Source organism: Streptomyces sp. NPDC054841 (assembly GCF_053611045.1).
Window position 1 is genome coordinate 2,259 of the sequence record NZ_JBSGZO010000159.1, and the last position, 14,801, is coordinate 17,059.

Sequence of the window (14,801 nt, forward strand, 5' to 3'; positions counted from 1 at the left end):
CGGTGGCCGCGGTGGATCTGCGGGGGAAGGTGCGGGCACGGGCGTCGGCGGACACCGACAACCGGGGCCGGCCGCCCGAGCCGGTCCTCAAGGAGCTTGCCGCCCTGGTCCGCCAGGTCACCGATGCCGTACGCACCGAAGGGCTGCGCCCCGCCGGTGTCGCCGTGGCGGTGCCGGGACTGGTCGCGCGCGACACGCACACCGTCGTCCGCGCGCCCAACCTGGACTGGTGGGACGTCGATCTGGGCGCGTGCCTTCCGTACGGTCCGCAGCTCACCGTCGACAACGAGGCCAACCTCGGTGCGCTCGCCGAGCTGTGGATCGGCGGGGATCCGGCGCCGCAGGACTTCGTCCATGTGTCGGCGGAGATCGGCATCGGCGCGGCCGTGGTCGTCGACGGCCGGCTGCTGCGCGGTGCTCACGGCTACGCGGGCGAGCTGGGCCATGTTCCGGTGCGGCCCGAAGGCCCCCGGTGCGCCTGCGGCGGACGGGGCTGCCTGGAGCAGTACGCCGGCGAGGAGGCCGTCCTGCGGGCCGCCGGACTCCGTACGGCGGGCCGGCCGATCGGGCTGCTGGCCGAGCGGGCCGCCGCCGGTGACCGTGACGTGCTGCGGGCGTTGCGCGGCGCGGGCGCCGCGCTGGGGATCGCGCTGGCCGGTGCGGTCAACCTCCTCGATCCCCGTGCGGTGGTGCTGGGTGGCGCGCTGTCGCGGCTGTCGTCGTGGCTGCTGCCTTCCCTGGAGCGGGAGTTGACGCGTCGTACGGCCGATCCGGCGCGCCCCGCGCTGACGGTGTCACGGCTGGGGTCCGAGGGGCCGCTGCTGGGTGCCGCGCACTCGGTGGTGCGTGCGGTGCTGGACGACCCGGCCTCGTTCGCGGCAACTGCTCCCTGACCGGCTGTGTCCGGTCCGTGACTCTTGCCGGTGGTGCCGTGCGGTACAACCATGGGCGCCGGACGCGAGGAAGCGACCGGGAGGCCGGGTTGACCGACACGTGGGTGGCTCTGGAGGCCGGGGGCGATCCGGTGGAGCGCGGAGGTGTGCTGCGCCGGGCGTACGAGGAGTTCGCGACGGCGGGCCGGGTGGAGCGCGCCGTGCGGCCCGTGGTGGCCGAGTCCTGGCGGCGCTGCGCGCGGGCGCATGTCGCCCCGGAGGGCGCGGCGTGCGTGGAGCTCGGTGACGACGAGCTCGATGTGTACCGTGACGGGCATCCGCTGTCGCGGGTGATGCCGGTGATCCGGGAACTCATGGGCGGCTACGCCTTGGACGGGGAGCACCTCGTCGCGGTGTGCGACGCCCAGGCTCGGCTGCTGTGGGTGGAGGGCCATCCGGAGACCCGGCGGCGGGCCCGGGGGATGAACTTCGTGGAGGGCGCGCGCTGGGCCGAGTCCGTGGCGGGTACGAACGCGCCGGGCACGGCGCTCGCGGTGGACCGTCCCGTTCAGGTGTTCGCGGCCGAGCACTTCCGGCGGCCCGTGCAGCAGTGGACCTGTGCGGCGGCTCCCGTCCACGATCCGCACAGTGGACGGCTGCTGGGCGCTGTGGACATCACGGGCGGCGACCGGCTGGCGCATCCGCACAGTCTGGCGTTCGTCGGCGCGGTCGCGCGGGCCGCCGAGTCACAGCTGGCGCTGCTGGCGCCGCGGCCGACGGGCGACGCGATGCGGCTTTCGGCGCTGGGCAGGGACGAGGCGCTGCTGGTGGCGGAGGGCCGGAAGGTGCGCCTCTCCCGCCGCCACAGCGAGATCGTCGTGGTGCTGGCCCGCCATCCCGAGGGGCTGAGCGGTGACGAACTGCTGCTGGAGCTGTACGAGGACGAGCACATCAACCCGGTGACGCTGCGGGCGGAGCTGTCGCGGCTGCGCGGTCTGCTGGGGCCACGGCTGCTGCGGTCCCGTCCGTACCGTCTGGCGGTGCCCGTCGACGCGGACTTCGAATCGGTGGCCCGCCGGCTCGCGTCGGGTGCGGTGGCAGCGGCGCTCAGCGGGTATGCGGGTCCGCTGCTGCCGGGTTCGCAGGCGCCCGGTGTGGCGCGGCTGCGGCGGCGGCTGACGGACCAGCTGCGGACGGCGCTGATCGCGCGTGCCGATCCGGGGCTGCTGGCGGACTGGGTGCACAGCCCGTGGGGCGAGGACGACCTTCCGGTGTGGCAGGCGCTCGCCGCCGTGCTGCCCCGGGGCCGGCGGGCCGCGGCGCAGGCCCGGGTGCGGGCCCTGGACAGCGAGTACGCGGCCACGCCCTGACCCCCGGGGCCCGGGCGACTGCTGTAGGCACCTGACTTCCAGGCACCGGGCGCCTGACGCCGCGTCGACTCCTTTGGGCACCACGCACCAGACCCCGGACACCAGGCACCTGAAGCGGCGCCGCCGAGCCCGGCGGCAACGTGCTTGCAACGTACGGCTCCCTAGGTTCGGCCGGGAGCGCGGTCCAGAGGCGGGCAGCGCGGACTCCGGGAGGTCTCATGGCTCGTTACGCTGCGCCCGGCACCGAAGGCGCCATCGTCACGTACGCGTCCCGTTACGACCACTGGATCGGCGGCGAGTACGTCCCGCCGGCCCGCGGTCAGTACTTCGAGAATCCGAGCCCGGTGAACGGGCAGCCGTTCACCGAGATCGCCCGTGGCACCGCCGAGGACGTGGAGCGCGCCCTGGACGCGGCGCATGCCGCGGCGCCGGCGTGGGGACGCACCGCGCCCGAGGCCCGGGCGAACGTCCTGCTGCGGATCGCCGACCGGATGGAGGCGCATCTGGAGGAGCTCGCGGTCGCGGAGAGCTGGGAGAACGGCAAGCCGGTCCGGGAGACGCTGGCCGCCGACATCCCGCTGGCCATCGACCACTTCCGCTATTTCGCGGGCGTGCTGCGGGCCCAGGAGGGTTCGCTCAGCGAACTGGACGACAGCACGGTCGCGTACCACTTCCATGAGCCGCTCGGCGTGGTCGCGCAGATCATCCCGTGGAACTTCCCCATCCTGATGGCGGTCTGGAAGCTGGCGCCGGCACTGGCCGCCGGGAACGCGGTGGTGCTGAAGCCCGCCGAGCAGACCCCTGCCTCGGTGCACCTCTGGATGAGCCTGGTCGCCGACCTGCTGCCGCCGGGTGTGGTGAACATCGTCAACGGCTTCGGCGTGGAGGCGGGCAAGCCGCTCGCGTCCAGCCCCCGGGTCGCGAAGGTCGCGTTCACCGGCGAGACGACGACGGGGCGGCTGATCATGCAGTACGCCTCGGAGAACATCAAGCCGGTGACGCTGGAGCTGGGCGGCAAGTCGCCGAACATCTTCTTCGACGACATCTGGGCGGCCGACGACGACCTGCGCGACAAGGCTCTGGAAGGGTTCACCATGTTCGCCCTCAACCAGGGCGAGGTGTGCACCTGTCCCTCGCGGGCGCTGATCCAGCGCGGGCACTACAGCGAGTTCCTGGACGCGGGGATCGCCCGGACCGAGGCGATCGTGCCCGGTCATCCGCTGGACACGGACACGATGATCGGCGCGCAGGCCTCCAACGACCAGCTGCAGAAGATCCTTTCGTACCTGGACATCGGCCAGCAGGAGGGCGCCAAGATCCTGACGGGTGGTCAGCGGATCGAGTACGACGGCGAACTGGCGGGCGGCTACTACGTCCAGCCCACGATCTTCGAGGGCGACAACCGGATGCGGATCTTCCAGGAGGAGATCTTCGGCCCGGTCGTCGCGGTGACGTCGTTCTCCGACTTCGACGACGCGATCAAGACGGCGAACGACACCCTGTACGGGCTGGGCGCGGGCGTCTGGACCCGGGACGTCAACCGGGCCTACCGCGCCGGACGGGCGATCCAGGCGGGACGGGTCTGGACGAACTGCTACCACGCCTATCCGGCGCACGCTGCTTTCGGCGGCTACAAGCAGTCCGGGATCGGCCGCGAGACCCACAAGATGATGCTGGACCACTACCAGCAGACGAAGAACCTGCTGGTGAGCTACTCGCCGAAGAAGCTCGGCTTCTTCTAGGCGCACGAAAAAGGGCGCCTGACCTGGGTTGTCACCCGTCAGGCGCCTTTCGCTCAGCCCGCTCTCGACCGAGCCCCGGCTTGCGCGCTAACTCCCAATTCCTCCCACCGCTGTACCCCTCCTGACCAGTGCTTCCGGACCAGTCACGGACCAAACCCCGGTTCAGCCCTCGGGTGCTTCACCTTGACTGACGCGCTGCCACTCGTTCATTGACTGCTCGATGAGGGGGTTCGCCTGTTTGAGGCATCAGACGATCTCGCGTCGGGTTTTGCCCTCCTTGGTGCGGCGCTCGTAGTAGCCCTGGGTGCGTGGGTCGAAGCGCAGACGGGTCTGCACGATCCGGTGGAGGGCGGCGTTGGCCTGCCGGTCGCCGCCGCGGTTGAGGCGACAGTACTGCCGAGCGCCCGAGGAGCGTTCTGCGGGGCTGACCCCGCACAGCGCGGCGAAGGACGCCTCACTCCCCAGACGTTCCGGGTTGTCCCTCATCGTGATCAGCAGAGTGACGGCCGTGTCCGGGCCGATGCCTGACTCGCTAGCCGATCAGACTCATCGCCCACTCGAAGTGGGCGATGAGCGTGACTGTGTGCTGCTCTCCATGGCTCGCAGTCGCTGCGTCCAGGAGCGACCTGTACTCCGATTCCGACTCGGACAGTGCGCCCAGGGAGCGCAGTGCCGCAGCATGACTGTTACGGCATGCCAACACACTGGTGTGGTCGTCGACGAGCTGCCTCTTCTGCACGTCGGTCAGCTCCGTGAAGATCGTCGCAGCGCTCGGCACCGGGAACCTCTTTTTCCAGTTCGAGAACCTGGCGGAAGACCTGCTCGGCGTGCTCGTTCTCCCCTTGGTCGCGCAGCGAGACTGCCAATTCCTGGGCTTCAAGGACATCGGGGTGCCGGTCTCCACGATCGTGGTCCGCGCCCAGCGGCAGCTCGGCCAGCTGGCTGCAACAACCGAAGGCCGAGTACCGCGCCGGTGGCTCCGGTCATTCCTACGATCAGTCGCACATCGATCAGCCCTTCGTTTCCCTGCTCTCCTCAGAAGCTAAGAGGCACCCCGACGGCGCGGGCGGTAACCTTGGGACGCACCATGGGAAAAAACCGACAGCACTCCGTTACCGACGTGTCGTACCGGCCCTCGCTGAGCGCACCCATCGGCGTGGACGTCCTCGATTTCGCTGAGCTGTCCACACGCGGAAGCCGGCGGGGACTGGATCTGTCAGCGCCACTCCGGCCGGACTTCCACCACTTGATCCATGTCAGGCAGGGCCCGGTGCGGCACACCGTGGACTTTCAGAACCACAGACTGGACTCGGGTTCCTGGCTCTGGGTGCGAGCCGGCCAGGTCCACCAGTACGTCCCCCGCGATCACACCGCGGCCCGGGGCACCATCGTCATCTGGCAACCCGGCTTCGTCACCGCAGAGCCCCTCCACAACGACTCGCCCATGCTCCTGACGGGCCCGCACGCTCGCTCCGCCGGCCTCGCGCTTCGCCACCTCACCCACGAATACGGCGACCTGGCCTCCCTGCCCCTCGACGCCCACATCGAGACGCTGCGCCACCTCCTCAGCGTTCTGCTGCTGCGCCTGACCCACGCGTGCCCGGCCCCCGCGTCGCCCCCCGGCTCGGTCAACGACGCCTTCCACCGCTTCCGTGCCGCTGTCGAACGCGACTTCGCCGACTCGCACCACGTCAACGACTATGCCGCCGCACTCGGCTACAGCGTTCGCACCCTGACCCGCGCCACCCAGGAAGCGACCGGCTCCACCGCCAAGCAGTACCTCGACGCCCGCATCCTCCTGGAAGCCCGGCGGCTTCTGGTCCACACCGATGCCACGTCCGCGGAGATATCCCGCCGACTGGGTTTCCGTGACCCCAGCGACTTCACCAAGTTCTTCCGGAAACGTGACGGGGAGACACCACTGCAATTCCGTGAGGTGGGTCGAGGGACAGCCTCAGTGGCAACCTCTGCCTCGGCGCCCGGTGAGTAGATCCTCCAGACGCGTTGTGATTCGCACGCGGGCTCTGCTGGTGGTGGGGGGGAGAATCTCCGCGCTGTGATCGAGGCGAAGCCATCTGCATAACCTTGTCCGTTCTGGCGCCGACCCCACCTCACCCGACCTGTGGCAGCCCTGAAGGGCTCAGCCAGTCGCTGGGCCGGCCCCTGCCTCAGAGTCGTTCACGAAGATCCGCGCTGTCAGTCGGCTACGCCGCCGAGCGCCACGACCTTGTCGATCGACACGCGCACCAGGAGCATCCCGGGCACACTGTTGCGAGCGGCATACTCCGGTGCCCGGTCCTTTCCCACGTAGCGGGCAGCGATCCGGGCCGCCCAGTCGCCCACCCGCGGGATGTCCTCGCTCACCTGCGCCCGGCCGTCGATGACGACGAAGGAGAACGGCGGCCGATCATCGTCGACGCAGAGGGCGACCCGCCCGTCACGGATCAGGGTCCGGCCCTTGATGGTGTTCTTGTGGGTGTGGAAGACGAGGTTGTCGCCGTCCAGCAGGAACCACACGGGTGCTACGTGCGGGCGTCCGTCAGCACGGGTGGTGGCGATCTTCGCCGTCCGGGTGCCTTCGCTGAGGAAGGCACGCCATGCGGCTTCGGTCATGGGTGTGGCCATAAATCTTAGATTTCCTCACGACAGGGGTCGGTTACGGTGCGGTTTGCGAGTGTCGGACGACTTTGTCACCTGCCCGGACCTGCAAGCTCGGCCTCACATTTTGGCTACACGACAGGTGACTGGTCGTTGATCTGAAGGGCCAGCCGGGGCTGTGGCGATACGTCTGCTCCGCCGACTCGTGGGCCAGGTCGCGACGGCGTCCTGTGGTTTCCATCGAGCACGGCACCCGCGTATGCACAGGGGCGGCGCCATCTGGCACCCGGTCGGCTCGTAGGTGGCTCTACGAGTCCGAAGCCCCCTTGTGGGTTCTGGTGGTTCCGCCGACTCCGCGTCTGCTGACAACGCCGAGCGGACCTGCACTCAGCCGGCCGGAACCGGTCCGCAGTGTCCTCTGCCTCCGTCGGATCCAAACCTCGTACTGAAACAATCCGTCAGAACAGGCCATTGCTGTGCGGCAGTTCGGCGGGGATCTCCTGAATGATGTCCCAGTGCTCGACGATCTTCCCGTCGGCGATGCGGAACAGATCGTAGTAGGCAACCGGCTCGCCGAACTCGCCCTCGGCCTGCACGAGGGCGAAGTTACCTTCCGCAATGACCTTGTGGATCGTCTTGTAGACGACAGTTTTGCCCTGCTCAGCCCACTTGGCGGCGGCCACGCCGAAGCCGCCCAGACCGTCACCGGCGTCTGGGTTGTGCTGGTGGTACGTCTCAGCGGAGGTGTAGTCAGTCGACGCCGAGTAGTCGGCGCCCTTGAGCACTTTCTCGGCGTACCCGGCGACGAGCTTGCGGTTCGCCTCGGTGCTCTCCAGGTCGCTGACCTCGGTGGGGCCATCGGTCTGGGAACGGCCGCTGACGGTCTCCTTGACCACCGGCACCAGGGCGTCCCAGTGCTCGGCGAGCTTGCCGTCCTCAACACGGAAAAGGTCGAAGGCAACCAGCGGCGCAGGACCGAAGCCGTAGTAGACCCCGTGCAGCGCAACCAGGTCTCCGTCGGCGATGGCCCGGGCGCCCTCGTAGCGGAAGTCCGCGGACAGCGAGGAGACCAGCTCGCGCAGAGCCTCGGGGCCGTCGGCGACCAGCGCGCTGTGCTGCCGGTACGCCGGGGAGACCCAGCGGTCCACCGCGGAGGGGTCCTTGTCGCCGAACAGCTCGCCTACGGCCTTGAGGACCAGATCCTTGTTGTTCATGACACACATCCATCCTGCTCGGAGCAGCGGACCAGGTGTCCGCCGACTGCGCCTCCAGAGTCGTCGGAATTGATCCGGCACACGAGGTGAAATCATGACGAACCATTGTCAAAAGCGGACAGCCTCCAGATGCGTCATCCCCCGCTGAGATCAGCTACAGCAATCCCGCCCGACCGCACCTGAGCACGGCAGTACTCGCCCACACCAGCCTGCAGAGCCGATTGCCTGCGGAGGCGCTCGCCATTGCCGCGCCGGCGCAGCTTCCACGCGAAATCACGGACGAAGGTCCATGTCTGCCAGCGGTCGGCGCCCCCTCCGCTTGCGAGTGCGAGCGCCCGCCCCCGGCCGGAAGGCAAAGTCAAAGCTCCGGGGCTTTCGTAATTGTCTCGAAGGCGTGCGGGCTACCTTTCGAGGACGAGGGCGAGACCCTGGCCGACACCGATACACAGTGCTGCCTCCACGCTGCTGTGCGCAGGCCGGTGTGTCCGGCATGAGCCGGAGGACGACGTCCAGAAGATGGGCGGCCGTCGCCGGCGCCGTGTGGGCGAACTGGGCGGCCGCCTCACTCAACACGGCCGCCGACACGGGATCCCAGCCGACCAGCGACCGCTCGACGTGATGAGCACGCTCGGCGGCGGAGGCACCTGCCCGGGCCAGTTCGTCCGCCGCGTCGCGGTGGATCTCGGCACGGCGTGGTGCGGCGGTGTTCTCGTAGACCAGTGCCCGAAGCAGCGGGTGGCGCAGTGTCCAGCGGCCGTCGGACCCCATGCGCAGCAGATCGCGCCGTGCCAGTGCGCCGATGCAGTCGTCGAGTTCCTCCGGGGTGGTGTGTCCGGTCGTCAGGCTCAGCATTGCGGGCGTGGCATGGTCGCCGAGGACCGCCACTGCTTCGGCGGTACGGCGCTGCGTAGCGGTCAGCACAGTCAGTTCGTCCAGGAGCAGGGATCCCAGTCCGCTCGGCACTGCGGACGCGGTGTCGTCGTGGGCCCGGACGGTGGTGCCGCGCGACGACGTGCCATGCCGGTAGGCGTGCAGAAGGCAGTGGAGGTACAGCGGGTTGCCCTCGCTGGATTCATAGATCTGCTTCGCGTCGCCCGGTGGCAGGTCGGAGGCGAGCGCCTCGATCGATGCCTGCTCGGGCAGCGGTCGCAGCGCCATACGCAGTACGGCCCCACTGTCGACGCCGCGTGTCAGAGCAGCGGCAAGGGAGTGCGGCGTCTGCCGTTCTCGTCGGGCCACGACCAGAAGCACCCGGCCGCCCACCGGGTGCCGGATCACATGGTCCAACAACTCCAAAGACGCGGGATCCGCCCAGTGCAGGTCGTCCAGGGCCATCACCAACCCGCTGCGCTCCCCGAGCCCGGTCAGCACTTCCGCGACGGCGCGATAGAGGCCGAACCGGTCACGGTTGCCCGAACCCGAATCCGAGCCGTGCACACTGTCGGCTCCGCGCAGCACCGTTGCCGCCACCTCGGGCACGGCATCCGAGTCGAGAAAGGCACGATCGACGTCGGCGAACGCGTCCGTGAACGTCTGGAACGGAGTGTGCTGCTCGTACTCCGTGGCCCTGCCGCGCAGCACGGTCAGCCCATCCTGCCGCGCCCGCGCACAGAGCTCGCTCAGCAGCCGGCTCTTCCCCATGCCGGCGTCTCCGGCGATGTCCACGACAGCGGGAACGCCGTCCTGCCCCAGACTGCCGATCACCGAGATGAGCCGCTTCAGTTCGTCAGCTCTGCCGACCAGCATCGTCGCCGTCTCGTCCCACGCCGGTTTCAGCGCGTCTCCATTCCCCACCACGTCCGCGTGTGCATTCCCGAGTGGTCGCTCCTCCGCAACCCTGCCTGCACAACCAGCCGATACCTTCATAGAAACATCATCATCCCCGGCGGGAGCCGACTGCACAGTCCTTGGGGGCGTCATTCGACCAGGTCGATTTCCGGTCTGGCCTCCGTGTCCCACCGTAATGCCCGGCTGACGGTTCGCGGCCGCCGACTGCTCGTCGAACGTGTCTGCGCCGGCCGCCCCATCGCACATGTCGCAGCCGAGATGGGCATCTCCCGCGCCACGGCCCACAAATGGGTCCGCCGCTGGCGAGCCGAGGGAGATGCGGGCCTGGCCGACCGCTCCAGCCGACCCCGAACCACACCACACCGCACCCCGGCGGCCGTGGAGGCCCCAGTCTGCCGGCTGCGGCAGGCCCGCATCGGCCCGATCCTGGGCCTGCCCGCCTCGACCACGCACCGGATCCTGACCCTCCACGGCCTGAACCGCCTCGCCTACCCGGACCGGCCGACCGACCGACCGACCGACCGGATCGTCCGCCGCTACGAACGCGACCGGCCCGGCGAGTTGATCCACGTCGACGTCGCGCCGACGACTTCACCTTCACCAGCCCGCAGGACGATCACATTGACAAGGCGGCGTTCTTCGACCGGTGCTTCCCGACCGGATGACGGAGCAGCGGCTGCTGCCCGTCGTCCCGGCCGACGACGAACTCGTCTTCGTACACTGTGAGTACAGGCTCACGACGGGCGCCCGGCACCACAGCGTCGAGGCGATCACCGTCCGGGACGGCCTCATCCGGGAGGTTCAGATCCTGTTCGGCGGCAGGGGGTGTGAACATGCGGTCTCCGTAGCCCTTTACGTGGTTTCACCGATGTCTTGCGGCGACCCGGTGCGTGAACATTGGAAGCGAACGGACTTCCCGGGGTGGAGCGAAAGGACGTACGTGGTGGGCTGGATCATTGGTTTCGCCGTCATCTCGGCCCCGTCCCTGATCGGACTCACCTTCGCGGTCCGTACCGCTCGCCGGGTCGGCAAGGCGGAGCGGGCGATGCGCGTCCTGGCCGCCCGTCCCGGCTGGCAGCGAATCGATCGCGGCAAGGACGGTGAGGAGTGGGCCGGGTACGCGGGCCACTTCCCCTGGCTGTTGCGAACGTGGCACGGAATCACCGTCACCGGCCAATTCGGCGAACACCAGGTCACCGTCTCCAGGCGTTACGAGCAGATTTCGCGCAGGGACGACCAGCACTGGCTGATCGTGTGCTTCGACCTTCGGGGCAGCGGACCGAACCTACGTCTGGAGCGCCACTGGAGTGCGGCGGAGCTCAATCTCACCTTCTCCAAGGATCTGCCGTACCTGACGATGAGCGACGACTCCGCAGGGACGGCGGAGCGGTTCTACGCCTCGGATCTGCCGAAGCGCCTGGTGAGGTTCGCCGGACCGGCGGTCTCGTTCAGGGAGGACGGGGCGTGCTTCGTTTACCCGCTGCCCGAGGTCGTGGACATGGACAAGCTGCTGGAGGAACTGGCCGGGCTGCTTCCGGACCTCGCCGCGCTCGCCCGGGAGGACGAGGCGGACAACACATGACCGGTCGGCCCCCGCGACAGGCCCTGGGGGGTGTCAAGGGAGGGCGTGCCAGACCCCCGACCCGGCAAGATCCACAAAACTGAACAAGCATGCCGAGGACGGCTGGGCCCTCAAGGCGATCACGTCCGCCGATGTCAAGGGCCGTATAGGGCCCGGTGCGGTCGAGGGCCTGCTTCTCGCTCTGGAGCGTCCGCGCCGCTGACGGCCGCGGGTCCTGCACGGCACGGTGAACGGCGGGCTCCGCCCCACTCGGCAGTCTCGTGTGTATGGGGCTTGGCCGCCGGGACTCCAAGGGTCCCGCAGAGTACGCAGATCGCTCAGCGGGAGCCGGCCGGTGGCTCCTGATAGCGACAGGCCGTTCCCGACCTCGCCTCGGGCAGAACGTCGGCCACCGCCGGCGCGACGGCGACGGGCACACCCAACGCCGGGGCAGGAGCACGCCGGTCGAGCGCGGGTGTTCGCTGTCGCACGTACCGACAGCGGCTGCTCGTGGTCGGCGGTCCCGGTGCCGGCAAGTCCGTGCAGCCGCGAGTGCGGCCGGAACCCGCGCCACGGACTGGCCACCGTCGACTCCAACGGCAAGCTGCACGTTCACCCCGACCGGCACGCCGAGCCGGCCGACTGGGCCTGGGACCTTGTTGCGGGCCTGCGCCTCCAGCGGCCCGTACCCGCCGCTCGGCTCGCCGCCGGGCATCTGGGCCCTCCAGAACGGCTGGCCTACGAGGTCCTTGAAGCGCGGGGAGAAGCCCACACCGTCAACGCTCACCACGACCCGGATCCGGGGCGGTAGTGGCGACGGCACGCCACAGATCATCGGCCTACCGATGGAGGCCACCAATCGCTGAGCCGACGCCGTTCCGGAGACCGACCTGCCTGGCAGGACGAACCACCTATAGCGGCTGGAGTCGTCGTCTCGGACACTGAGAGTGAACGGACGGCTATTTTCGGTCAGAGGTGCGATTCGTGGCGCCCTGTACGAGATGGACCGAGGCCTGCCGGGCGAGCGCTGTGCGGTTCTTCTTGCCGCGACGCCTGAACGTGTGCCATTCATCCGGAGCTTGTCCTGATCTAGTGAAAGATTTGCCGATCTGGTGGTGATACTGCAAGAGAAACGACCGAAAGTGTTCTTTGTGTTTTGACTGCTGATCGGCCAGGCGGAGAAGGTCTGGTTCATGTCGCCCTCACCCCCCGGCGCATCCAGCGGTCTGCTGCGCATGCGTGACTTCCGTCTCCTGCTCGCCGGCGCCGCGGCCGGTCAAGTCGGCGCCCAGGTCACTCTGGTCGCGCTCCCGCTGGTGGCGGTTCTCGTGCTGAAGGCACCCGCGTTTCAGGTGGGACTGCTCACGGCTGCCGAGACCGCCGCGTTCCTCCTGATAGGGCTGCCTGCGGGCGCCGGGGTCGACCGGATGCGGAAACTCCCGCTGATGATCCGGTCCGATGCGGTGCGCGCCCTGGCCATGGCGAGCGTCCCGCTGGCCGCAGTCGCCGGCGTACTGACGATGGCGCAGCTGTACGTCGTTGCTCTGGTCACCGGAGCGGCAACCGTCTTCTTCGACGTGGCCCATCAGAGCTACCTGCCCGAACTGCTGCCCAAGGAGGGTCTGATGGCGGGCAACGGGGCATTGGAGACGGTCCGCTCATCGGCCCACGTCGCCGGCCCGGGGATCGGCGGCGGACTCGTACAAGTACTCGGGGCCCATCTGGCGATCGTGGCCGACGCGATCGGCTACGCCCTGTCCGCGCTCTTCCTGCTGGCCATGAAGCGGCCGCCCGAGGGCCGACCCGAGCCTGTTCCCGGCGCGTCGCTGCGCAAGGACATCGGGGAAGGCCTCCGGTTCGTCCTCGGCCACCCTTTGCTGCGGGTCATCGCCGCAACGACCGGCCTCGGCAACTTCTTCACCGCGATGCTGATGGCCACTCAGACCATCTTCCTGGTACGGGTGATCGGCCTGCAGCCGGTCGCCATCGGTCTGATGCTCTCCGCGTCCGCCGTGGGCGGACTCGTCGGTGCTCTGAGCGCTGCCACGCTTGCCGGCCGCCTCGGGCAGGCCCGCATCATCTGGCTCTCCGCGCTGGCAACCGGGCCGTTCGCACTGTTGTGGCCGCTGTCCGGACGGGGAGGCACCGCCGCCCTGTTCGCCATCGGCTCCGGCGTCGTCTCCTTCGGCGCTGTTGTCTACAACGTCGCCCAGGTCAGCTTCCGTCAGGCGCTCTGCCCGCCCCGACTGCTCGGCCGGATGAACGCCACACTGCGCTTCCTTGTGTGGGGCACCCTGCCGCTCGGCGCGGTCGTGGGCGGCGCCGTCGCGGGCGCCTTCGATCCGCGCGCCGCAATCTGGGCCTGCGCGATCGGATTCCTCGTCGTACCGCTGCCGTTGCTGCTCTCCCCCCTGCGCCGCATGCGCGATCTGCCGACCGCACCGGACGACACGCAAGACCCGCAGGACCCGGCCACGCGCGACACCGGCGGCCGCCCGGAGACCCTCGCCGTCGGCTGACTCGCGACCCCCGTTCCAGCTCCGGCCTGCCTGCCGGTCACTTCTTGCTGCCGTCCCGTCCGAGCGGCATGGCGCGGCGTCCGACGCGCGGCCACGACAGACACGACAGAGAGGACAGAGAGGACAACGTGCACCTCAGCATCACGGGCCAGTACCTGGCTCGCTACCGACGCATCACCGCCGACAACTGGGAATCCGATCTGCTGCCCGTCACCGGAGCTCAGCGACGCTTCGCCCTGGTGCGTTCCCTGGATCCTGCCGGACGGCCGGACATCGTCCCGATGTTCTTCGCCTTCCGCCGCGGCACCGTGGATCCGGTACGGCTGCGAGCGGCCGCGAATCATCTGGCCGCCCGGCACCCGGTGCTGCGTGCCCGCCCGGAGGTGCTCCGCGGCACCCCCGCGCTTCGCCTGACGGAGCCGGACGTACCGGTGGAACGCCTCGTTCGCGCGCCCGGCGAGGACGCGGCCGCCACCATGCGTCGAGCCCTGGGCGCCTGGACCGCGCAGGGCTCACCGCTGCGGCTCTACCTGGCCGAGGACGGACCGGATGCCGAGGAAGAGGTGCTCGCGGTCGTACTGGACCACACCGCCTGCGACGGCCAGTCGCTGGCGCGCATCGTCGAGGAGCTGAGCAGCGCCTACGGCCACGGGATCGGCCCCGATGAACTCGCGCCCGCCGACGCGGCCGCGGAACTGGCCGCCTACCGGGAAGCGGTTCAGCTGCAGCTCGAGGCCGAGCAGCGCGCGGGGTCGGCCGCCGCGCTGGAGTACTGGGGCGAGCGGCTGCGCGCCGTGCGCGAATGCCCTGCGCTGCCCGTGCCGCAGGATCTCGCCCCCGGCACACTGCCCACCGGCGCGGCCGAACTGCGGCTGCCCGCTCCGGCCTCCGGCGTACCGTTCCCCGCACTGCTCGACGCCTGTCGGGCAACGGCCCGTGTCCTGTACGGGGCCGGTCAGGTGTCCCCGATCGGGTATCCGTGGGGCGGCCGCCCGGCCGCCGCGGCGCCGGTGGTCGGCTGCTTCCTCAACACCGTCGTCTTCCCCGCCGGGACCGATGGCGCCCCCGACGGCCCGAGCGGTGACGACCCCTTCGGCGCGGAGGCGACGGCCACCGCTTGGTGGGGCGATCTCGACC

At 69.6% G+C, this 14,801-nt stretch carries 13 protein-coding genes and 3 pseudogenes; 10 read left to right on the forward strand and 6 right to left on the reverse strand.

Going from position 1 to position 14,801, the window contains the following annotated elements; translation table 11 throughout:
- The 3 genes from ACWGI8_RS21525 to exaC all read left to right on the forward strand — a co-directional run.
- Positions 1-893: ROK family protein (locus ACWGI8_RS21525; protein ID WP_453663066.1), on the forward strand; the 893-nt coding region annotated here is incomplete at its 5' end.
- 89 nt (positions 894-982) lie between these two features.
- On the forward strand, positions 983-2,242 hold the full coding sequence (locus ACWGI8_RS21530) for a GAF domain-containing protein (RefSeq protein ID WP_453663068.1): 1,260 nt from the start codon (positions 983-985) through the stop codon (positions 2,240-2,242).
- Positions 2,243-2,460: 218 nt separating this feature from the next.
- Positions 2,461-3,984 carry an acetaldehyde dehydrogenase ExaC gene (exaC, locus tag ACWGI8_RS21535; RefSeq protein ID WP_453663070.1) on the forward strand — a complete coding sequence of 508 codons (1,524 nt, stop codon included), beginning with the start codon at positions 2,461-2,463 and terminating at the stop codon, positions 3,982-3,984.
- A gap of 249 nt (positions 3,985-4,233) precedes the next feature.
- Here exaC and ACWGI8_RS21540 read toward each other — a convergent pair.
- Positions 4,234-4,509 (reverse strand): annotated as a pseudogene (locus tag ACWGI8_RS21540) (transposase); the annotation flags it as partial.
- Between the two features lie 7 nt (positions 4,510-4,516).
- Positions 4,517-4,762 carry a hypothetical protein gene (locus ACWGI8_RS21545; RefSeq protein WP_453663072.1) on the reverse strand — a complete coding sequence of 82 codons (246 nt, stop codon included), beginning with the start codon at positions 4,760-4,762 and terminating at the stop codon, positions 4,517-4,519.
- 309 nt (positions 4,763-5,071) lie between these two features.
- On the opposite strand from ACWGI8_RS21545, the gene ACWGI8_RS21550 reads away from it, so the two are divergent.
- Entirely contained in the window at positions 5,072-5,974 is a 903-nt protein-coding gene (locus ACWGI8_RS21550) for an AraC family transcriptional regulator (RefSeq protein ID WP_453663073.1), read from the forward strand.
- 206 nt (positions 5,975-6,180) lie between these two features.
- Here the strand turns inward: ACWGI8_RS21550 and ACWGI8_RS21555 are convergent, their stop codons facing one another.
- From ACWGI8_RS21555 to ACWGI8_RS21565, 3 genes are all read right to left on the reverse strand, one after another.
- The gene (locus tag ACWGI8_RS21555; protein ID WP_453663074.1) at positions 6,181-6,609 is read right to left on the reverse strand and encodes a PPOX class F420-dependent oxidoreductase; all 429 of its coding nucleotides are present in this window, start codon (positions 6,607-6,609) and stop codon (positions 6,181-6,183) included.
- Positions 6,610-7,040: 431 nt separating this feature from the next.
- Positions 7,041-7,796 carry a nuclear transport factor 2 family protein gene (locus ACWGI8_RS21560; protein WP_453663075.1) on the reverse strand — a complete coding sequence of 252 codons (756 nt, stop codon included), beginning with the start codon at positions 7,794-7,796 and terminating at the stop codon, positions 7,041-7,043.
- 273 nt (positions 7,797-8,069) lie between these two features.
- Positions 8,070-9,590 (reverse strand): ATP-binding protein, encoded by a 1,521-nt coding sequence (locus tag ACWGI8_RS21565; RefSeq protein ID WP_453663076.1) that lies wholly within the window; start codon positions 9,588-9,590, stop codon positions 8,070-8,072.
- 156 nt (positions 9,591-9,746) lie between these two features.
- Between ACWGI8_RS21565 and ACWGI8_RS21570 the strand changes: the two are divergent.
- A pseudogene (locus ACWGI8_RS21570) lies at positions 9,747-10,163 on the forward strand (leucine zipper domain-containing protein); the annotation flags it as partial.
- Positions 10,164-10,200: 37 nt separating this feature from the next.
- Here ACWGI8_RS21570 and ACWGI8_RS21575 read toward each other — a convergent pair.
- Positions 10,201-10,419, reverse strand: coding sequence for a hypothetical protein (locus ACWGI8_RS21575; RefSeq protein WP_453663084.1), 219 nt, complete (start codon positions 10,417-10,419; stop codon positions 10,201-10,203).
- Between the two features lie 108 nt (positions 10,420-10,527).
- Here ACWGI8_RS21575 and ACWGI8_RS21580 point away from each other — a divergent pair, with 108 nt between their 5' ends.
- From ACWGI8_RS21580 to ACWGI8_RS21600, 5 genes and pseudogenes are all read left to right on the forward strand, one after another.
- A complete protein-coding gene (locus tag ACWGI8_RS21580) occupies positions 10,528-11,166 on the forward strand; it encodes a hypothetical protein (RefSeq protein WP_453663078.1) in 639 nt (212 codons plus the stop codon).
- A 67-nt stretch (positions 11,167-11,233) separates the two neighbouring features.
- Positions 11,234-11,368 (forward strand): annotated as a pseudogene (locus tag ACWGI8_RS21585) (DUF4177 domain-containing protein); the annotation flags it as partial.
- 252 nt (positions 11,369-11,620) lie between these two features.
- Positions 11,621-11,956, forward strand: a complete 336-nt coding sequence (locus tag ACWGI8_RS21590; protein WP_453663079.1) for a hypothetical protein — start codon at positions 11,621-11,623, stop codon at positions 11,954-11,956.
- A gap of 382 nt (positions 11,957-12,338) precedes the next feature.
- Positions 12,339-13,664, forward strand: coding sequence for an MFS transporter (locus tag ACWGI8_RS21595; protein ID WP_453663080.1), 1,326 nt, complete (start codon positions 12,339-12,341; stop codon positions 13,662-13,664).
- Positions 13,665-13,792: 128 nt separating this feature from the next.
- Positions 13,793-14,801, forward strand: a 1,009-nt coding sequence (locus tag ACWGI8_RS21600) for a condensation domain-containing protein (RefSeq protein WP_453663082.1), incomplete at its 3' end; no start/stop codon positions are given.

What these genes read in the sequence shown, in the direction of transcription:
- exaC (WP_453663070.1), top strand. Translation starts at nt 2,461, where the DNA reads ATGGCTCGTTACGCTGCGCCCGGCACCGAAGGCGCCATCGTCACGTAC.
- ACWGI8_RS21550 (WP_453663073.1), top strand. Translation starts at nt 5,072, where the DNA reads ATGGGAAAAAACCGACAGCACTCCGTTACCGACGTGTCGTACCGGCCC.
- ACWGI8_RS21555 (WP_453663074.1), bottom strand. Translation starts at nt 6,609, where the DNA reads ATGGCCACACCCATGACCGAAGCCGCATGGCGTGCCTTCCTCAGCGAA.
- ACWGI8_RS21560 (WP_453663075.1), bottom strand. Translation starts at nt 7,796, where the DNA reads ATGAACAACAAGGATCTGGTCCTCAAGGCCGTAGGCGAGCTGTTCGGC.
- ACWGI8_RS21575 (WP_453663084.1), bottom strand. Translation starts at nt 10,419, where the DNA reads ATGTTCACACCCCCTGCCGCCGAACAGGATCTGAACCTCCCGGATGAG.
- ACWGI8_RS21595 (WP_453663080.1), top strand. Translation starts at nt 12,339, where the DNA reads ATGTCGCCCTCACCCCCCGGCGCATCCAGCGGTCTGCTGCGCATGCGT.